At 62.0% G+C, this 20138-nt stretch carries 16 protein-coding genes, 1 pseudogene and 1 other annotated feature; of the genes and pseudogenes, 3 read left to right on the forward strand and 14 right to left on the reverse strand.

Annotation, left to right across the window (positions count from 1 at the left end; genetic code table 11):
• The first annotated feature begins 139 nt into the window (after nucleotides 1-139).
• Nucleotides 140-1831 (forward strand): YbaL family putative K(+) efflux transporter, encoded by a 1692-nt coding sequence (gene ybaL / locus ITX55_RS09630; RefSeq protein WP_004940247.1) that lies wholly within the window; start codon nucleotides 140-142, stop codon nucleotides 1829-1831.
• Nucleotides 1832-1885: 54 nt separating this feature from the next.
• Here the strand turns inward: ybaL and ITX55_RS09635 are convergent, their stop codons facing one another.
• The 12 genes and pseudogenes from ITX55_RS09635 to ITX55_RS09690 form a co-directional block, all read right to left on the reverse strand.
• Entirely contained in the window at nucleotides 1886-3190 is a 1305-nt protein-coding gene (locus ITX55_RS09635) for an inosine/guanosine kinase (RefSeq protein WP_033651114.1), read from the reverse strand.
• A gap of 90 nt (nucleotides 3191-3280) precedes the next feature.
• Nucleotides 3281-4242, reverse strand: a pseudogene (hemH, locus tag ITX55_RS09640) (ferrochelatase).
• Between the two features lie 119 nt (nucleotides 4243-4361).
• Nucleotides 4362-5525: a glycerate kinase gene (locus tag ITX55_RS09645; RefSeq protein ID WP_223085019.1), complete on the reverse strand. Its 1164-nt coding sequence runs from the start codon at nucleotides 5523-5525 to the stop codon at nucleotides 4362-4364.
• A 9-nt stretch (nucleotides 5526-5534) separates the two neighbouring features.
• Entirely contained in the window at nucleotides 5535-6800 is a 1266-nt protein-coding gene (locus ITX55_RS09650; protein WP_042783808.1) for a GntP family permease, read from the reverse strand.
• A gap of 119 nt (nucleotides 6801-6919) precedes the next feature.
• Nucleotides 6920-8053, reverse strand: coding sequence for a sugar diacid recognition domain-containing protein (locus ITX55_RS09655; RefSeq protein WP_033651111.1), 1134 nt, complete (start codon nucleotides 8051-8053; stop codon nucleotides 6920-6922).
• 164 nt (nucleotides 8054-8217) lie between these two features.
• The gene (adk, locus tag ITX55_RS09660) at nucleotides 8218-8862 is read right to left on the reverse strand and encodes an adenylate kinase (RefSeq protein WP_004940261.1); all 645 of its coding nucleotides are present in this window, start codon (nucleotides 8860-8862) and stop codon (nucleotides 8218-8220) included.
• A 202-nt stretch (nucleotides 8863-9064) separates the two neighbouring features.
• Complete coding sequence (gene htpG, locus ITX55_RS09665; RefSeq protein WP_033651110.1) at nucleotides 9065-10930, reverse strand: molecular chaperone HtpG; 1866 nt, start codon at nucleotides 10928-10930, stop codon at nucleotides 9065-9067.
• A gap of 141 nt (nucleotides 10931-11071) precedes the next feature.
• Complete coding sequence (gene recR / locus ITX55_RS09670) at nucleotides 11072-11677, reverse strand: recombination mediator RecR (RefSeq protein WP_004940263.1); 606 nt, start codon at nucleotides 11675-11677, stop codon at nucleotides 11072-11074.
• Nucleotides 11677-12006, reverse strand: a complete 330-nt coding sequence (locus tag ITX55_RS09675; protein ID WP_004940264.1) for a YbaB/EbfC family nucleoid-associated protein — start codon at nucleotides 12004-12006, stop codon at nucleotides 11677-11679. Before ITX55_RS09675 ends, recR begins: the two co-directional genes overlap by 1 nt.
• 41 nt (nucleotides 12007-12047) lie before the next feature.
• Nucleotides 12048-14006, reverse strand: coding sequence for a DNA polymerase III subunit gamma/tau (dnaX, locus tag ITX55_RS09680; protein WP_047025747.1), 1959 nt, complete (start codon nucleotides 14004-14006; stop codon nucleotides 12048-12050).
• Nucleotides 12651-12715 (reverse strand) — a sequence feature (DnaX frameshifting element). Its footprint overlaps the gene before it by 65 nt.
• A gap of 92 nt (nucleotides 14007-14098) precedes the next feature.
• Complete coding sequence (apt, locus tag ITX55_RS09685) at nucleotides 14099-14650, reverse strand: adenine phosphoribosyltransferase (RefSeq protein WP_019454166.1); 552 nt, start codon at nucleotides 14648-14650, stop codon at nucleotides 14099-14101.
• Between the two features lie 268 nt (nucleotides 14651-14918).
• Nucleotides 14919-15299, reverse strand: coding sequence for a DUF454 family protein (locus ITX55_RS09690; protein ID WP_016928835.1), 381 nt, complete (start codon nucleotides 15297-15299; stop codon nucleotides 14919-14921).
• 134 nt (nucleotides 15300-15433) lie between these two features.
• On the opposite strand from ITX55_RS09690, the gene priC reads away from it, so the two are divergent.
• Both priC and rsmS read left to right on the forward strand, forming a co-directional pair.
• Nucleotides 15434-15970, forward strand: coding sequence for a primosomal replication protein PriC (gene priC / locus ITX55_RS09695; protein ID WP_033642112.1), 537 nt, complete (start codon nucleotides 15434-15436; stop codon nucleotides 15968-15970).
• A gap of 108 nt (nucleotides 15971-16078) precedes the next feature.
• Nucleotides 16079-16258, forward strand: coding sequence for a pleiotropic regulatory protein RsmS (gene rsmS / locus ITX55_RS09700; RefSeq protein WP_016928837.1), 180 nt, complete (start codon nucleotides 16079-16081; stop codon nucleotides 16256-16258).
• A gap of 31 nt (nucleotides 16259-16289) precedes the next feature.
• Here rsmS and mscK read toward each other — a convergent pair whose 3' ends face one another.
• Together mscK and ITX55_RS09710 are read right to left on the reverse strand one after the other, a co-directional pair.
• Nucleotides 16290-19682 carry a mechanosensitive channel MscK gene (gene mscK, locus ITX55_RS09705; RefSeq protein ID WP_108680247.1) on the reverse strand — a complete coding sequence of 1131 codons (3393 nt, stop codon included), beginning with the start codon at nucleotides 19680-19682 and terminating at the stop codon, nucleotides 16290-16292.
• Between the two features lie 100 nt (nucleotides 19683-19782).
• Nucleotides 19783-20136, reverse strand: coding sequence for a DsrE/DsrF/TusD sulfur relay family protein (locus ITX55_RS09710; RefSeq protein WP_042783805.1), 354 nt, complete (start codon nucleotides 20134-20136; stop codon nucleotides 19783-19785).
• Between the last annotated feature and the right edge of the window lie 2 nt (nucleotides 20137-20138).

Genomic DNA, 20138 nt, shown 5'->3' on the forward strand with positions numbered 1-20138 from the left:
AAGCGAAATCCTCTGCTTTTTTACAAAAAAGGCCAAATTAGCCAAGCAAGCCGCGAACAAATGCAATAAACTAAATGTATCTTTTCGTAACTTTGTTGCGTTTCTCCCGTGCCGCGATGCATAGCCAGAAGGAGTATGGATGCATAATTCAACACCGCTCATCACCACCATCGTCGGAGGGTTAGTACTCGCCTTCCTCCTCGGTATGCTGGCGAACCGCCTGCGCATCTCACCCCTGGTGGGATATCTGGCCGCAGGGGTGCTCGCCGGCCCGTTCACCCCCGGTTTCGTCGCCGATACCTCACTGGCGCCGGAACTGGCGGAAATCGGCGTTATCCTGTTGATGTTCGGTGTTGGCCTGCACTTCTCTTTGAAAGACCTCCTCGCAGTAAAATCTATCGCCATACCCGGCGCCGTGGCGCAGATAGCCGTCGCTACCCTGCTCGGCATGGGGCTGTCCAAGCTGCTCGGCTGGGATCTGATCTCCGGCCTGGTGTTCGGCCTCTGTCTCTCCACCGCCAGCACCGTGGTGCTGTTGCGCGCGCTGGAGGAGAGGCAATTGATCGACAGCCAGCGCGGGCAAATCGCTATCGGCTGGCTGATCGTCGAAGATTTGGCGATGGTGCTGACGCTGGTATTACTGCCCGCCTTCGGCAATATGCTGGGCAACGACAACGCCAGCAGCAGCCAGCTGCTGATGGAGCTGGCGCTGACCATCGGCAAGGTCATCGCCTTCATCGCGTTGATGATCGTGGTCGGCCGCCGTTTGGTGCCGTGGATCCTGTCGAAAACCGCCAGCACCGGCTCGCGCGAGCTGTTCACCCTGGCGGTATTGGCGCTGGCGCTTGGCATCGCCTACGGCGCGGTGAAGCTGTTCGACGTCTCCTTCGCGCTGGGCGCCTTCTTCGCCGGCATGGTGCTGAACGAGTCCGAGCTGAGCCACCGCGCGGCGCACGACACCCTGCCGCTGCGCGACGCGTTCGCGGTGCTGTTCTTCGTCTCGGTAGGCATGCTGTTCGATCCGATGATCGTGATTAACGAACCGCTGGCGGTGCTGGCGACGCTGGCGATCATCGTGTTCGGCAAATCCGCCGCCGCGTTCCTGTTGGTGAAAATGTTCGGCCACTCCAAGCGCACCGCGCTGACCATCTCCGCCAGCCTGGCGCAGATCGGCGAGTTCGCCTTTATTCTGGCGGGCCTCGGCATCGCGCTCGGCATGATGTCGGAACACGGGCGCAATCTGGTGCTGGCCGGCGCCATTCTGTCCATCATGCTCAACCCGCTGCTGTTCACCCTGCTGGAGCGCTATCTGGCCAAAACCGAAACCATCGAAGAGCAAATCCTCGAAGAGGCGGTGGAAGAGGAGAAGCAGATCCCGGTGGACATGTGCAACCATGCGCTGGTGGTCGGCTACGGCCGCGTCGGCAGCCTGCTGGGCGGCAAACTGGCCGAGGCGGGCATTCCGCTGGTGGTGATCGAGAACTCCCGCCCGCGGGTGGAAGCGCTGCGCGAACAGGGCATCAAGACGGTGCTGGGCAACGCCGCCAATCCGGAAGTGATGGATCTGGCGCGGCTCGACTGCGCGCGCTGGCTGCTGCTGACCATCCCCAACGGCTATGAGGCCGGCGAGATCGTCGCCTCGGCGCGCGCCAAGCGGCCGAACATCGAGATCATCGCCCGCGCCCACTACGACGACGAGGTGGCCTACATCACCGATCGCGGCGCCAATCAGGTGGTGATGGGCGAACGGGAGATCGCCAACAGCATGCTGAACATCCTGCAGCTGGATACCCTGAGCGAAGAAGAAAAAATGGGGGGCTGCCCGATCTGAGGCACCGCGCACAAAAAAAGGTCCGGCATGCCGGACCTTTTCTTTTTCAGCGGGTTAACGCTCCCAATAGGACTCTTCCAGGCTGTCTTCGCGCTCCGGCAGGCCGCGAGTGAGACGCGGCGAATGCTGGTTCAACACCTGGTAGCTGACGCGATTGGCGTATTTGCACACCTGCGCCAACGAAGAGTATGTCAGGTAACTGCGCACGTGCTTGCTCGAGTTCGGCACGTTGTGGCGGTGATAACCGTTGGCGGCGATATCGTGCAGCAACGCCGACAGCGCGCCGTCGCCGGCGCCGTTGGTGTTCATGATCTTCTCCGGCCCGCCCATATACGGCGCGATGTGCGAGTAAACGCGCAGCGGATGCTCACAGTGTTCGCGGCGCATGGCGCGGCTGAACTCGTAGCGGTTGAACTCGGCGATATGCCCCGGCAACAGCGGGTGCTGGGTCTGACGCTTGTTGGCCTCTTCGGTGTAGCCCGCCATATACAGGCCGTTCGGCCCGGCGGTGCACAGCACCAGATCCACCCACTCCAGCGCCATGTCCGAGGCGGTCAACGGATCGCTCAGCCCGGTCAGCTCCAGCGCTTCGTCTTCGTTCATCGCCAGAATGGTCACATTTTCCTTCAGGAAGTCGCGCCACCACTGCGGGTTGTCGGCGATCACGTACTTGGTGCCCAGGGTCAGCACCACCGGCACATCGTGCTTTTTGGCGTATTCGATCGCCTGCAGGGTAGCCTCCTTTATCGGCTCCCCTTCCTTGCAGCGCACCAGATAAGAGCTCAGCACCAGCGCCGACGCGCCGGCGATCACCTCTTCAGGGATGCTTTCCGGGCGCAGCTGGTTCATCTGGCCGGGGTTGATGGCGAAGGTGCGCTCGCCGCTTTCGCCGATCAGCGTGAAACAGCGGCCGATGGCGCCGTCAACGCCCTGCAGATAGTTAAGATCGGTGCGGCTGGAGGTATTGCACAGATAACGGTAGGCGTAGCTGCCGATTTTCACGTTGCTGCACATCACGCCGAGCAGCACCGAGCGGTCGTCCGCCAGCACCGAATAGTTGTGCATGGTGTTGCCGATGGTGCCGCCGGCGAACTGATGGGTGACCAGGTTGTTTTCATTCAATTCCTGATACAGCGCCTCGGCGACGTCATCTTCGATCACCAGAGAGTGGCCCAGGCTCAGGCCGTAGCGCTGGACAAAAGCGTCGTCCACTTTCGCCTCGATATCCACCAGCGTCTGGTCGATGCCGACGATATACGAGGTGCTGATTTCACTTTCGGGCTGGGCCTGCTGCAGAAGCGGATCGCGGGCGCTCACCGGGAAATAGTGTTTGGACTTGCGTTTACCAGGAAATTTCATGTGATTGGTGGTGGTGGCGGTTTAACAAGCGGAGAATGTTAACACATCCCCGCCCGATCACGATGCACCTAATAGACAGATTATGGATGATTACAGACGCTGCGCCACCAACTGCTGCATCATATCGATATGCGCCGGCTCGTCGTTCAACGCTGAGATGTATTCAAACTTCTCGCCGCCGGCCTTAAGGAAGATCTCGCGGTTCTGCTCTTTAATCTCTTCCAGCGTTTCCAGGCAGTCCGCCGAGAAACCGGGGCAGAGCAGCTGAATGTGCTTCACGCCCTGCGCCGGCAGCCCTTTTAGGGTCTCATCGGTATACGGCGTCAGCCAAGGCTCGCGGCCGAAGCGCGATTGGTACGTCATCATCACCCGCTCCGGCGCCAGCGGCAGCGTCGCGCTCAGCGCACGCAGCGTATCCTCGCAGCGCTGCGGGTAGTCGTCGCCAAGCCGCGCATAACGTTTGGGGATGCCGTGGAAAGACAGCACCAGCCGGTCCGGCTGGCCGTGCTCGGCGAACGAACGCTCCACGCTTTGTTGCAGCGCGGCGATATAGGCTGGGTGTTCGGCGTAATCGCGAATGAAGGCCACCGACGGCAAGCGGCGATAGCCTTTCAGCACCCGGGCTACGCCGTCCCATACCGCCGCGCTGGTGGAACAGGAATATTGCGGATAGAGCGGCAGCACCACCAGGTTGGTCACGCCCTGCGCCAGCACTTGTCGATGGCTTCCGCCAGGCTCGGCGAACCGTAGCTCATGCCCAACTCCACCGGCGTATTCGGCATGCGCGCCGCCAGCGCCCGCTGTTGGCGGCGGCTGTACACCAGCAGCGGCGAACCCTCTTCCATCCACACCGACTGATAGAGTTTAGCCACGCGCGGCGAACGGATCGGCAAGATCGCGCCGTTGAGGATCGGCCACCAGATCAGCGGCGCCGTGTCGACCACGCGATCGTCACTGAGGAATTCCTTCAGATAGCGTTTGACCGCCGACGAGGTCGGCGCATCTGGCGTGCCCAGGTTCACCAGCAATACGCCGTGTTTCTCTTGCTTCATCTCAGTTCCCCTCATTTCCTTTCCGGCCGGCATTCCGTTCTGGGTCGGGATGTCAGCAGCCATTAATGCCGGCTATTGTAACGGAAAAGTCCTGCGTCGAAACCGATAACAGCAACAGGCTATGCCTGTGGGCATCTTCCTTGCGCCAGCTGCCATACCGCCGCCACATTGCGCGCCGTCACCTGCAGATTGCGATCGGCGTCCGCCAGCGCGTCTTCCAGCGTCACGATGCGATCGAGCACCGAAAACGCCGCATCGATGCCGTGTTGATGCACCACCGGATAATCCGGCGCCAGGCTGCCGGCAATGGCGATCACCGGCACGCCGTGACGCTTGGCTACCCGCGCCACGCCGATCGGCGTTTTACCGTGGACAGACTGGCTGTCCAGCCGCCCTTCGCCGGTGATCACCAAATCGGCATCGCGCACCGCTTCATCCAGGCGCAGGGTTTCAGTGACGATCTCGATGCCCGGCCGCAAGCGCGCGTTGAGCATGCCAAGCAGCGCCGCCCCCATGCCGCCCGCCGCACCCGCCCCTGGCTGGCTCAGCACGGCGCGGCCGGTTTCCCGTTCCAGCAGTTCGCCATAGTGGTGCAACGCCGCATCGAGCTGCGCCACCATCTCCGGCGTCGCCCCTTTCTGCGGCCCAAATACCGCCGACGCGCCCTTTGCACCGCACAGCGGGTTATCCACGTCGCAGGCGGCGGTTACGCTCACCCGCTGCCAACGTGCGTCCAGTCCGGCGAGATCGAGGTGCGCCAGCTGCGCCAGCGCCGCGCCGCCCATTGCCAGCGGGCGACGATCCTTATCCAGCAATTTAACGCCCAGCGCCTGCATCATTCCGGCGCCGCCGTCGTTGGTGGCGCTGCCGCCAATGCCGAGAACGATCGCCTTCACGCCGCGATCCAGCGCCGCCAGCATCAGTTCGCCGGTGCCGTAACTGGTGGTGATGCGCGGATCGCGCCGGTTGGGCGGCGCCAAGTGCAGCCCGGAGGCGGCGGCCATTTCAATCACCGCGGTTTCGCCGTCGCCCAACAAGCCATAGAACCCCTGCACCGGCTCCCCCAGCGGGCCGGTGACCGTCACCTGAACGATTTCACCGCCGGTGGCCGCCACCATCGACTCCACCGTCCCTTCACCGCCGTCCGCCATCGGCAGCTTCACGTAGTGCGCCTGCGGGTAAATCTGACGGAATCCCCGCTCAATGGCGTCGGCGACGCCGAGCGCGCTCAGGCTCTCTTTGAAAGAATCCGGGGCAATAACCACTTTTTTCAGCGTTTTCATCACTGTTCCTTATCCCGCCAGGTTAAATACGCCAAACATCAGCGCCGAGATTGCCGCGATGGTGAACCCCACCAGCGTTTCATACGGCAACAGTTTGAGCCGCTCGTGCACCGCCATATTGACGCTGCCGCCGGTGGCGTGGAAGAAGCTGCCGTGCGGCAGGTGATCCAGCACCGTGGCGCCCGCATGGATCATCGCCGCGCCGGCCAATCCGCTCACCCCCAGCTCAAGCAGCGTGGAGCTGAACACCCCGGAGGCGACGGCGGTGCCGGCGGTGGTCGAGGCGGTCGCCATCGACATCAGCGCGCCGGACAGCGGCGCCAGCAGCCAGGCCGGCAGCCCGGTGTGCGTCAAACCGGTAATCAAGACATCCTTCAGCGCCGAGTTGGCGATAATGCCCGCCAGCGTGCCGGTGCCGAGCAGCATGATCGCCACCGGCGCCATGCGCGACAGGCCGGAGACCATAAACTGATTGCACTGACGAATGCGCCCCATCAGCAGCGCGCCCGCCAAACCGCCGGCCGGCAGCGCGATCAGCGGATCAACGGCGATACCGGCGATCGGCCGCAGCGACAGCAGCAGGATCGCCACCAGCGGCGCGCTGATCGCCGCAGCGAAGCCCGGCCGCGCCCCTTCGGCATGCTGAGTCAGCTCTTCAGCCATCACCCTGCTACCTTTATCGCTCAGGCGACGCGCCAGCAGATAGGCCACCACCAGGCCGCACAGCCCCGGCACGATGCCGGCCATCATCACCGAGGTGAGCGGCACGTGGAAGTTGTCCGCCGCCGCGATGGTGTTCGGGTTGGGCGACATCACGTTGCCGGCCTTGCCGCCGCCGATCATCGCCAGCAGGATCGCCGCACGAGAAATGCCGGCCTTTTGGGCGATCGACAGCGCGATCGGCGCGACGGTGATCACCGCCACGTCGATAAACACCCCCACCGCCGTCAGGATCAGTGTAGCCACCGCCAGCGCCAGCAGCGCGCGGGTTTCGCCCACCTTGCGTACGATAGTTTCGGCGATGGTGTGCGCCGCGCCGGATTCGATCAGCACCCCGGCCAATACCCCCGCCGCCAGAATGCGCATCACGGCGTTGGTGATGCCCTGCGCCCCGCCGATCATCAGCGTCACGGTCTGCACCAGATCGGCGCCGCCGCACAGCCCGCCCGCCAGCGCGCCGGCAATCATGCCGTAAGCCGGTGGAACCTTGCGTAGAATCAGGACGATGGCGACGGCTAACGCCACCAGCGCCCCCAGAGTGGATACGGTTGTCATTGTTGTTTTCTCCGTGGTTGATGTGCAGGCCAACATATCCCGCGCGCCCGGCGTTGGCCTGAGGGGAAACAACAAAAAATCGCCGAAGGAACGGCGCGGAATTTGTGGGTTGGCACAACTCAGTCGTGCATCAGCATGCCGATATACAACCGCAGAGAGTCAGTTAATTGATTGATTTTCATACCGGTTATGGCTTCGATGCGCTGCAGGCGATAGCGCAGGGTATTGACGTGAATATGCAGCTGCGCGGCGGCCTGCGTCTGATCACAATTCTGCGAAAAATAGTGGCGCAGCGTGGCGCGCAGCACGCCTTTTTCATCCTGTTCCTCCAGCGTCCGCCAGGGGCGCCCCAGCTCTTGCGCTCGCCAGTCCTCCCCGAGATCGCACAGCAGCGACGGCAGCGGATAGTCGTGGTAGAACAGCGTGGCGTGGCGCAATTTCAGGCGCTGCGCCATCGCCTGGGTGGCGCGCGCGGTCAGGCTGGAGCGGTAGGCGCTTTGCGGATCGTCGTAGAAACCGCCGACGATCAGCCGCACCCGAAAGCGGTGCTTGAGCTGGTTTTGCAAACGCTGCGCCTGTTGGCGCTCCAGCTTCAGGCTCCACTCGCCTTGCGCCATGCTGGCCGGGCGCAGCAGGGTCATTTCATTGAAGCCGGTAATGGCGATCAACGCATCGCGCTGGGTGGCCTCCAGCTCAGCCAGCAGTTCGCGCAGCAGGTGCGGCTGCGCCTCTTGCAGCTCGACGATCCAGACGATGCGCGCCTGACGCAGATCCAATCCCAGATACGCCGCCATCGCTTCCAGCGACGCCGTGTTCGGCTGCGGCTGCAACAGCTGGTTCGCCAGCTCTTCCCGGTAGCGTTTTTCCCACTGGTGCTGATCCAGCAGCGCCGCCTGCTCCACCATCATCTCCGCCGCCATTTTGACCAACTCGGCGTAGGCGCGCACCTCGGCCGGCTCGCCGGAAATGCCGATCACTCCCACCCGCTGATTGCGAAAGCTGAACGGCAGGTTGATGCCGGGCCGCACGCCCTTCAGGTGTTCGGCGGTGGCGCGATCGATTTCCACCACCCGATTCTCCGCCAGCGCCAGCACCGCGCCTTCATGACGCTGGAACAGGCGCTGCGGGTTGCCGGAAGCGATGATCACGCCGTTGCTGTCCATCACGTTGACGGAATGGCTGATGATGCCCATCGCCCGCTGGACGATCTGGCGCGCGGTGGCTTCCGCCAGAAGTTTGGTCTGTCTGAGCATGCCGGCTCCCTGCTGAGGATGAAAACGCAGGCTTGTTATACGCCATTTGGCGCGGGCGATTAACGGGCACGGCCGCAACAAGCCGCCGCGATCACAATTTGGCGGGAAAACGGCAAAAAAAACGCCGGACCACAGGCCCGGCGTCATGCACAGCCAGCTTGCTATCAACCGAGGATAGTCGCCAGCTCTGCGCTCACTTCGGCCACCTTGCGGGTGCCGTCGATTTTGCGGTATTGGGTGTTGCCCGCTGCCGCTTCTTTGCTGTAGTAAGAGATCAGCGGCGCGGTCATCTGATGGTATTCCACCAGGCGCTTGCGCACGGTCTCTTCCTGATCGTCCTTGCGCGTGGTCAGCTCTTCGCCGGTCACGTCGTCTTTGCCTTCCACCTGCGGCGGATTGAACTTCACGTGGTATACGCGGCCGGACGGCGCGTGCACGCGGCGGCCAACGATGCGGTCAACGATCAGCTCGTCCGGCACGTCGAACTCCAGCACGAAGTCAACGTTGATGCCGGCTTCTTTCATCGCGTCAGCCTGCGGAATGGTGCGCGGGAAGCCGTCCAACAGGAAGCCCTTGCGGCAATCTTCCTGAGCGATGCGCTCTTTGACCAGCGCGATCACCAGCTCATCGGTCACCAGCTTGCCGGCGTCCATGATCTCTTTCGCCTGCTTGCCCAGTTCACTGCCGGCCTTCACGGCTGCGCGCAACATATCACCGGTGGAGATTTGCGGAATGCCGTATTTCTCCATGATGAATTGAGCCTGAGTACCTTTACCAGCGCCCGGAGCGCCCAGCAGAATGATACGCATTGCGTAAATCCCCTTGCTATGTAGTTTTTATAAAATTGCGAAAACGCTCAACGATACCATTTCAGGGGGGGCAGGCTCAAGGCGCGCGAAGGAAATCGATTGCGGAACATGCAAAAATTCAAGCGAACAAAAGAGGGGAAAATGCAGGGAAAAACAGGAAATGCGCCCCTAACGGTGCCGTTAAGGGCGCATATAATCAACTTCAGGCGGACAGCAACTTGTTCATGCGGCGGATGAACAGGTTCGGATCCTCCAGCGTGCCGCGTTCAGCCAACAGCGCCTGATCCAAAAGCAGGTCGATCCACTCGGCGAAATGTTCGTTATCGCCCACGTCGGATGCGCGTTTGACCAACGCATGCTCAGGATTAAGCTCGAAAATGTACTTCACTTCCGGCGCCTGCTGGCCCGCAGCGGCGAACAGCTTGGCCATCTGGGTGCTCATCTCGTCGGCGTCGGTCACCACGATCGCCGGCGTATCGGTCAGGCGGTGCGTCAGACGCACATCCTTCACGCGGTCGCCCAGCAGGGTTTTCACGCGTTCGATGAACGGTTCCAACTGCTTCTCGGCCGCCTTCTGCTCTTCGGTTTCATCCGCCAGTTTATCCAGCGTTTCATCCGCCTTGCTGACCGACTGGAACGGCTTGCCGTCGAACTCGGTCAGGTAGCTCATCATCCACTCGTCGATGCGATCGGACAACAGCAGCACTTCGATACCTTTCTTGCGGAACAGCTCCAGATGCGGGCTGCTCTTGGCGGCGGCGTAGCTGTCGGCGGTGATGTAGTAAATCTTTTCCTGCCCTTCCGCCATGCGGCCGACGTACTCTTCCAGCGACACGGTCTGCGCCGAGCTGTCGCCATGGGTGGTGGCGAAGCGCAGCAGTTTGGCGATCGCTTCCTGGTTGCCGTTATCTTCCGCCGGGCCTTCTTTCAGCACCAGACCGAACTGCTGCCAGAATTTCTGGTAGCCTTCGGCGTCATCTTTGGCCAGCTTATCCAGCATCTGCAGCACGCGCTTGGTCAGCGCGCCGCGCAGGTTCTGCGTCACGCGGCTGTCTTGCAGGATCTCGCGCGATACGTTCAGCGGCAGATCGTTGGAATCGATCAGGCCGCGCACGAAGCGCAGATAGTTCGGCATGAACTGCTCGGCGTCGTCCATGATGAACACGCGCTGCACGTACAGCTTCAGGCCGTGCTTGTGATCGCGGTTCCACATGTCCCACGGCGCCTGCGCCGGGATATACAGCAGGCTGGTATATTCCTGCTTGCCTTCCACCCGATTGTGGCTCCAGCTCAGCGGATCGGTGAAATCGTGGGCGATGTGCTTGTAAAACTCTTTGTACTCTTCGTCGGTCACGTCAGCCTTGCTGCGGGTCCACAGGGCCTGCGCCTTGTTGATCTTCTCCCAGGTGACGGTGCCGTCTTCTTCATTCTTGCTTTCGATCTCCACCGGCAAGGCGATGTGATCGGAATATTTGCCGATCACCGAGCGCAGGCGCCAGGCGTCGAGGTACTCATCTTCGCCTTCGCGCAGATGCAGGGTGATTTCGGTGCCGCGGGTTTCTTTGGTGATGTCGGCGATGGTGTAGTCGCCTTCACCGGCGGACTCCCAGAACACGCCCTCGTCATCGGCGGCGCCGGCCGCGCGGGTGCGCACGGTCACTTTGTCCGCCACGATGAACGCCGAGTAGAAACCGACGCCGAATTGGCCGATCAGTTGGCTGTCTTTCGCCTGGTCGGAACCGATGGATTCCAGAAACGCTTTGGTGCCCGATTTGGCGATGGTGCCGAGGTTTTCGATCACTTCTTCGCGGCGCATACCGATGCCGTTGTCGGCAATGGTCAGGGTGCGCTGCTCTTTATCGAAGGACAAACGCACGCGCAGCTCGCCGTCGCCGGCATACAGCTCCGGCGCGGACAGAGCGCGGAAGCGCAGCTTGTCGGCGGCGTCAGAGGCGTTGGAGATCAGCTCGCGCAGAAAAATTTCTTTGTTGGAGTACAGCGAATGGATCATCAAATGAAGCAGCTGTTTTACTTCAGACTGGAACCCGCGGGTTTCTTGACCTTTCATACTCATTGATTACCTCAAAGACAATGGCTACCAAAATCGAACAATGAGGATCAGATGAGGGTCAGGGTCTTGTTTTTCAAGCGGACGGCGGGAAATTTTTGGCAAAAACAATGGGGCCGGGCGGCCCCATCCGGGAAAACATCAGAACTTGATGGCGTGGCGTCCCGCCAGCGAATGCGACAGCGTGGTGCCGTCGACCATCTCCAGCTCGCCGCCCACCGGCACGCCGTGGGCGATGCGGCTGGCGAGCACGCCATACTGGCCACACATCTCGGCGATATAGTTGGCGGTCGCCTCCCCTTCCACCGTCGGGTTGGTGGCGAGGATCACTTCGGTGATGCTTTCCTTTTCCAGCCGTTGCTCCAGGCGATCCAGACCGATATCGCCCGGCCCGATGCCGTCCAGCGGCGACAGATGCCCCATCAGCACAAAGTAGCGCCCGGCGAACTGGCCGGTCTGCTCGATGGCGTGGATATCCGCCGGGCTTTCCACCACGCAAATCTGGCCGTTTTGCTGGCGGCGCGGATTGGCGCAGATGGTGCAGACGTCCTGCTCGGTGAAGGTGCGGCAGTCGGCGCAGTGGCCGATCTCCGACATCGCGCGCGTCAACGCCTGCGCCAGGCGCATGCCGCCGCTGCGATCGCGCTGCAGCAGCTGAAACGCCATGCGCTGAGCCGATTTCGGGCCGACGCCCGGCAGGCAGCGCAGCGCCTCCATCAGGGATTCAAGGAGCGGGCTGGTTTGCATCAGAACGGCATCTTGAAGCCAGGCGGCAACTGCATGCCGCTGGAGACGGAGGCCATTTTCTCTTTCTGGGTCTCTTCGATGCGGCGCGCGGCGTCGTTAAACGCAGCGGCGATCAGATCTTCCAGCATCTCTTTGTCGTCTTCCATCAGGCTTGGATCGATTTCCACGCGGCGGCAGTTGTGCGCGCCATTGATGGTGACTTTCACCAGGCCGGCGCCAGATTCGCCGGTCACTTCCAATTTGGCGACTTCTTCCTGCATCTGCTGCATTTTTTCTTGCATTTGCTGGGCTTGCTTCATCAGGTTGCCCAGACCGCCTTTACCAAACATAGTCGTCTCTCGTCGCTAGGGCCGCGCACATCGCGCAGCGTTTAAAGGGGGCGAATACTCTCTTCATCCAGATCCGCGTCGAAGAATCGGCGCAGCGTCTGAATGTTGGTATCCGCTTCGATGGACTGGCGCGCCTGCGCCAGCTTTTCCTCATAGATGGCTTGTCGCCATTCCAGCGGGGTGCGCTCCGCCGGATTATCGTCCTCCACCACGGTCAGCTCGATCGGGCTGCCGTACAGCTCACCGAGCGCGTCGGCCAGCGTCTTCTGCGCCGAAGGCGAATTCAGATGGCGCTGCGAAGACCGCAGATGGAGGCTAATCTTGCCCGGCTCCGGCTGCTGCTTGAAGGCGTTCAACGCCAGCTGCTGCACCAGTTTCGGGATCTTCAGCTTATCGATTTCCGCCGCCCAGGCGTCGCGCTCCAGCGACTCCACCACCAGCTTGGCGGCCAGCTCCGGCGTTTTCTCGTGCTCCAACGCCGTGCGCAGCGCTTTCGGCGTCGCCAGCGGTTCCGGCGCCGCCTCGGGCTCGGTCTGCGCGCGCCAACGATAGGCTTCCGGTTTCGCCGGTTTTTCCGGCACCTTCTTCTCCGCCAGGCGCTGCTGGCTGCGCTCGGTCACGGAAGCCAAACGCCCCAGCGCCGAGTTTGCCGGCCGCGCTATTCCTGGCGCCGCCGGCTCATTCTTTTTTGGTGTGGATGCTCCCTGCTGCCGTTGCAGCTGGGACCGCGCTTTCAACAGCTGGGCGGTGGCATCCGGTAAAGGGGTCGATGATTGTCGCTGCGGCGCGGCCGGCTGCCCTAGCGGCGGCGGCGCGTCCTGAAACTGCGGCGGCTGTGGCGATGCGGCCTGCTGCGGCTGCGCCATCGGCGTCGGCGCGGTCTGCACCAACGCCACCGGCTCCGGGATCACCGCTTTCGGGTGAAACGCCAGCGCGCGCAGCAGGGTCATCTCAACCCCCATGCGGCGATCCGGCGCATAGGCCAGCTCTTTGCGGCCCACCAACAGCGTCTGGTAATAGAGTTGCACATCGGCCGGCGGCAGGGTGCGCGCCAGCTCACGCAGCCGTTGTTCCACGGCGGCGTAGTGGTTGTCGAGCATCGAAGGCAGCAGTTGCACCATCGCAATGCGGTGCAGCAACGCCAGCGTCTCCACCAGCAGGTTTTCCCAATCCACGCCGCGCGAAGCGGCCTGCGCGACCTGCGCCATCACCTTTTCACCGTCGGCGCTGACCAGCGCTTCGAGGATCGCCAGCGGCTGCTCGTCATCGAGCGTACCGAGCATCTGGCTGACGGTGGCGGCGGTCACCTGCCCCTGCCCCATGGCGATCGCCTGATCGGTCAGGCTCAGCGCATCGCGCATGCTGCCGTCGGCGGCGCGCGCCAGCAGCTGCAGCGCGCGGGCGTCGCTGGTGATCTGCTCCGCCGTCAGCACCGTTTCCAGCTGCTGGCGGATCTGATCGACGTCCAGCGCTTTGAGGTGAAACTGCAGGCAGCGGGAAAGAATGGTCACCGGCAATTTTTGCGGATCGGTGGTGGCCAACAGGAATTTGACGTGCGGCGGCGGCTCTTCCAGCGTCTTCAGCAACGCGTTGAAGCTGTGGCGCGAGAGCATGTGCACTTCATCGATCAGGTAGACCTTGAAGCGGCCGCGCGCCGGCGCGTACTGAACGTTGTCCAGCAGATCGCGGGTATCTTCCACCTTGGTTCGGGAAGCGGCGTCGATCTCGATCAGATCGACGAAGCGCCCCTGCTCGATCTCGCGGCAGTTGTCGCATTGGCCGCACGGCGTGGCGGTGATGCCGGTTTCACAGTTCAGGCCTTTGGCCAGCAAGCGGGCGATGGTGGTTTTCCCCACGCCGCGCGTGCCCGAGAACAGATAGGCGTGATGGATCCGCCCCAGCGAGAGGCCGTTGGCCAGCGCGGTCAGGACATGTTCCTGGCCGACCACGTCTGCGAACGTTTGAGGGCGCCACTTACGGGCGAGAACCTGATAGCTCATTAATACCGGAGAAGTCGAGTAATCTGGAGGGTCATGCTAACACAGCCCCGCGGCAATCCGCGAGGCCGTTGTGCCCAAGGGGCGATGCCGCATCAATGACCGGCGAAGTCCACCAGGCAGTAGCAGTCGATGCCCAGCTTGTTCAGACGCGCTTCTCCGCCCAGATCCGGCAGGTTGATGATGAACGCGGCGTCTTTCACTTCACCGCCCAGACGGCGGATCAGTTTGGTGGTCGCTTCAATGGTGCCGCCGGTCGCCAGCAGATCGTCCACCACCAGCACTTTGTCGCCCGCGGTGATGGCGTCGGTGTGGATCTCCAGCTTGTCGGTGCCGTACTCCAGCTCATAGCTTTCGCTGAGCGTGGCGCGCGGCAGTTTGCCCGGTTTGCGCACCGGCACGAAACCGACGCCCAACGCTAACGCGACGGGCGCGCCGAACAGGAAACCACGCGCTTCGGTACCCACCACCTTGGTCACGCCCGCTTCGCGATAGCGCTCAACCAGCAGCTCGATGCTGGCGGCGTAGGCCAACGGGTTTTCCAGCAGGCTGGTCACGTCGCGGAACAGGATGCCCGGCTTCGGATAATCCGGGATGGTTTTGATACTGTCTTTAATAAACTGAAGCTGCTGCGCAGTAGCGGTCATAATTGTTGCCTGATAAAACTGCCTGAAAACCGGCGCGCCGCTCACCCGCCGCCCCCGGGTGAAACACACCGGAGAAAAAATGGCAGGCGATCCGCGCACGAAAACGCCCAAATCTATGCAAACTGGCGGACAAATGCAACTCTCCCCTGCATCTTTCAACCCGCAGCGTTGTTGACCGCACGCATTACTTACCTAAGTAAGCTCCCGGGGATGCCTGCGTTTGTCGCCTGGCTGCGGCTTGAAAGCTATTGAGGAGTTTAAGGTACAATCAGCGCTGTTTTTGTTGCGGCAGATCAATAACCGGCAGGCGCAGCATAAAGGTCAGCAAAATGGCCAACATCAGCAGCAACAGCCCGCGCACCCACCAGATTTTCACCAGCCACAGCGAACAGGCGAAGGTCAGCACGATCACCAGCACCGCTTTCCACTTCGCCCCCGGCGGCAGCGCGCGATGCTGCTGCCAATGGCGCAGATAAGGGCCAAACCAGGAACGGTACAGCAGCCAGTGATGAAAGCGCGGCGAGGAGCGGGCGAAGCACCAGGCGGCCAACAGCAGGAACGGCGTGGTCGGCAACAGCGGCAACACCACGCCCAACGTCGCCAGCACCACCGCCAACCAGCCCAAAATGATCAATAACCCACGCGTCATGCGGTTCTTCGCTCCTCAATCGGTTGCGGCTTACTGTAGCATCGGCGCCGCGCCGGCGGAATATGCATGCGGCGCTTGTTTCAGGACGGCTTCGCGGGCAAGCTTACGCCTGTTGAAATCAAGAGGGAGCTTATGTGAGCACTCAGCGTCTATTACAGGTGTTGGCACAGCAGATTGCGGCGCTGGCGGCCGAAGTCAGCCCGCGCGGCGACGCCCCGATCCCGCAGGCGCGGTTCGACGCCGCCCTGTTCGCCAACCGCGGCACGCGGCTGCGCGACTACCTGGCCGAAGTGGAGAAAAACTTCGCCCAGCTGCAAAACGCCGCTAACGACAGCCGCGCCAGCCAGGTGGCCTTTCTGGCCGAAAAACTGGTGGCTCAGATCGCCGCCCTGCAGCGCGAGCTGGCGACCCAGGCGCTGCGGCGCAAGAATCAGCCGAAGGAAGCCCCCGAGGTCGATCTCTACCACAAGCTGGCCGAGCATCAGGATTACGAACGCCGGCTGATCGCCATGATTCAGGATCGGGAAAGCCTGCTGGGGCGCCAGACCACGCTGGCGGCGCAGCAAAAGCTGCAGCACGAGCTGGCGGCGCTGGAGGGGCGGCTGATGCGCTGTCGTCAGGCGTTGGCGCGCATCGAGCGCAATATCGAGCGCAAAGAAAACGGTTTTTGAAGATTTATCACAATATTTTAATGATTATTCCCCGGTTGCGCGCCGGGTTCACTATACTCTGCCGATACCCGAGTTATTCATCCCATTAATTAAATAAGCGCAGGTGCTATGTCTCTGGAAAACGCCTCACCCGAACTGCAGCTGGCGGTAGACTTGATTTACCTGCTGGAATGCAACGAGATCGATCCGGCCACCGCGCTGGCGGCGCTGGATATCGTCAAACGGGATTATCAGGAAAAGCTGCAGCGCGCCGGCGTCACCTCTCCCTATCTGCCTGCCGGACAGTAACCGGGGACAGCGCCGCTGTCCCTTTCGCCTCTCATTGCTTATCCGCCGCCGTCTGGCCGCCGTCGTCCGGCGATAGCGTTCTTTTCACTTCCTGCACTTCATTGCCCTGCTGGTTATGCAGATACACCTCCAGCTGATTGAAGGCGATGTCGATGCCGTTTTCCCGGCACAAGCGGTCGATTGAGCGATTCAGTTCGTCCACCGTGTAGCTGCGATCGCGCAGTTCCCGCACATAGAGCCGCAGTTCGTGATCCAGCGTGCTGGCGCCGAAGTTGAGGAAGAACACCTGCGGTTCGGGATCGGTCATCACCCGTGGATTGTCGTGCGCCGCCTGCAGCAGCACCTTTTTCACCTTGTCGAGATCGGAGCCGTAGGCCACGCCGACCTTGATCAGCACGCGGGTGATGGTATCGGACAGCGACCAGTTGATCAGACGCTCGGTGACGAACGCCTTGTTCGGAATGATCACCTCTTTGCGATCGAAGTCGGTAATGGTGGTGGCGCGAATGCGGATCTTGCTGACCGAACCGGAGAAGGTGCCGATGGTGATGGTATCGCCGATGCGGATCGGGCGTTCGAACAGAATGATCAGGCCGGAGACGAAGTTGGCGAAGATCTCTTGCAGGCCGAAGCCCAGCCCGACCGTCAGACCGGCGGCCAGCCATTGCAGTTTGTCCCAGGATACGCCGAGCGATCCCAGCGCAACCACGGCACCCACGGCGGTAATCAGGTAAGTGAGCACGGTGGTGATGGCGTAAGACGCCCCCTGCCGCAGTTGCAGCCGCGACAGCACCGCCACCTCCAGCAAACCGGGCAAGTTGCGGGTGAGCACGTAGGCGACAATCACTGCGGCGATCGCCACCATCATGTTGCCCAGCGTCACCGCCTGCGACACGCTGCTGCCCGCCACGGTGCTGGTGTAATGCCACAGCGTGATGCTGTCCAGATAAGCGATGACCGTCACCAGATCCGACCAAATGGCGTAGAAGGCGCTGGCGAAGATGGCGAACAGCACCAGGGTGGTCAGGCGCAGCGACTGCTGGTTGATCTGATCGAGCGCCAGCGGCGGCTCTTCCACCACCGGTTCGCCGCCTTCGGCTCCTTCTTTCGCCACGTTTTGCCGCCGCGCCAACGCGCGCCGGTAAGCCAGACGCCGCGCCGCCACGCTCAGGCCGCGCAGCGCGGTCAGGTATACGATATTCCACAGGAAAAACAGATACAGGCTGTCTATCCAGCGGCTGGCCAGCCGCAGCGTGGTATAGAAGTAGCCGGCGAACATCAGCCCCAGCAGGATCAGCGGCGTGGCGGCCAGCGCGGTGACCACCACCAGCCGCACGGCATGCGAGCCTTTTTCACGCCAGCTGTCGCGGCACAGCGGAAACACCAGCACCGTGAGCAGCGCCAGCGTCAACATCACCACGATCTGGCCGATCACGTCTTCCACCAGACGCAGCGGCGCTTTCTCGCCCAATACCGACCAGAAGATCAACGGCTGCAGCGCCAACCCCAGTCGCAGCGTCTGACGGCGGTAATGCGCGCACAGGTTGGCGCCGAAGTTGAAATGCCGCTCGGCGATGCCGCCCGGTTTCAGCATGCGATAGCTGAAGCCGAACACCAGCCACGACAGCGCCAGCTGCTGCGACAATGCCCATATAAAGTCGCTGATGCCGAAATCCGCGCGATACATCCAGAAACCGACGCCGAGGAGTAACGCGGCGCCGGGCAACACTTTCAGCAAGGTCAGCGCGATGGCCTTCGGCGTGTGCAGTTGGCCATCGCGCTTAAGTTGCCCCACGTCGTTGGCCAGCTTTTGCAAATGGCCGTCGATCAGCCGGTAGCGCCAGCGCAATACCCCGATCGCCAACAGCATCGGGATCAGGAACACCAGCGCATTCAGCCCGCCCTGCACCAGCTTGCCGCCGTCGAATTTGAGATCGAGACCGGCGAGCTGATCGCGCACCGCCTCGGGCATCGCCTTCAGCCACGCCAGATCGACCGGCTTGTTGCTGTTGACCCAGAAGATCTGCTGGGTCAGCGTATCCTGCAACGAACCGTAGACGCTGGTCAGCTGCTGCTGATTGATCTGCAGGTTGATCGACAGCGACAGCTGGTTGCTGAGCTGCTTGTTCAGCTGATCCAGCAGTTCACGGCGCATATCGACGATCTCGTTTAACGCGTCGATCACCTCCGGGCCGGCCTTTTCCTTGCTTTCGGCCACCAGCTGGTTGATGTAATCCTCTCCCTTGAACAGATCGTCGCGTTGCTGATTGATATCGAACTGCTCCAGCCGCAAATCGGCGATGCGCGTGTCCATATCCGCCAACAGCGTGCCCTGCGGCAGGCTCTGCTGCTGCTGATACAGGATGCGCGACAGCACCAGGCTGCCCTTCAGCACCTGGATCTGTTCTTTCAGGTTACGCTCCGCCTGCAGCCCGCGGTCGAGCCAGTTTTTGACCCGAATGTTCTGCTGGAACAGGGTGTTGCTCTCTTCGGTGGCGGCGATCAGCCGCTGGCTCAGCTGGCGGTTGACGTCCAGTTGCTTGCTGACCAGTTGATCGTGCTGAATATCGGTGGCGTCTTCCGGGTTCTGCGCCTCTTTGGCGGTCTTTTCAGACAGCGTCAAACGTTTGCTGTTGACGATCTCCTGCAGCAACTGCACCGAGCGATCCAGCGCGTCGATATGCGCCGTGGTGTAATCACGCTGTTTTTGCAGCAGATCCTGCAGCGTGGTATTGGCTTCCAGACTTTTGCGCTGCAGCTCAAGCTGTGCGTTGAGCAACGCCTGCTCGGTGGTCAGCATCACCTGCTGGCTGTTGCGCAGCGAATCTTGCCCCGGCGTCTGGCCGCTGAGCTGGCTGCGGATCTCCTGCAGGCGCTGCGAAGCGGCGTACATGGTGCTTTGTACTCGTTCAGGCTGGGTTTGCAGCGACACCAGTTGGCTGTTGTAAGTAGAGAGGCTCTCCTGCGCGCTTTGCAGCTCGTCGAGCGTTTGATACAGCCGGCTTTCCAATTGGCGCAGCGACAGCGGCAACAGCGCGGCGCGCGCCGCCGCGCTGTCCGTCGGCCGCTTCAGCGCATCCAGCTCGGCGGTCACCTGATTGAGCTTCGCCGGCGCCTGCTGCACCTGCTGTTTAAGCTGCGCCGCATCCTGCCGATTGCGCTCGATGGCGTCCAGCAGCTCCAGCGTGCGGGTTAAATCCTGTTGGGACAGCTTTTCGACCGGCGTCAGGGCTTTTTGCTTGTTCAGCGCTTCCAGCTGGCTTTGCACTTCGCTGCGCTGCGGCAAATCGCCGTTCAGCGCCGCCTGCACCGGCAAGCTCAGCGTGCAAATCAGGAAAAGGAGTGTCGCGGCGGCGATGCGCCGCCGGCATGCGCCGACAAACGAGCGCGGCGTCAGAGAGGGCAGAGTCAACCAGCGATGCATGATTTAGCTTCGGATCGGTTAAGAAGCCTGAAGATTATCACGATCGCCGGCGGGCAACGAACAACAAAAACGTTGCCGGTGATGTCCCGTTGTCGCGAAATCAGAAAGTGAGCACTTTCTCCGCCGCCAGCGTCCACTGCGCCAGTTCGACCAGCGTGCCGATCTCCACGCCGTCCGCCAGCGGCAAGCGGCTGACGCCGCGCGCGTCGGCGCAGGTCTTGCACAGCTTGACCGGCACCTGCTGCGCGGTGAGGATCTCCAGCATCTGCTGCAGATGGTATCCTTCGTGCGGCTGCTGTCCTGCCAGCCCGGCCACCACCGCGTCGGACATCAGAAACAGCCGCAGGTCGAGACTGCTTTGCTGCTCTTTCAGCGCGATGGCCAACCGCAGCGCATTGAACAAGGATTCATGGCCATAGGCGGCGCCGTTGGCGATGAGAACAACTGATGACATGA

The organism is Serratia sp. EWG9 (genome assembly GCF_019913725.1).
Lineage (GTDB): Bacteria > Pseudomonadota > Gammaproteobacteria > Enterobacterales > Enterobacteriaceae > Serratia > Serratia ureilytica.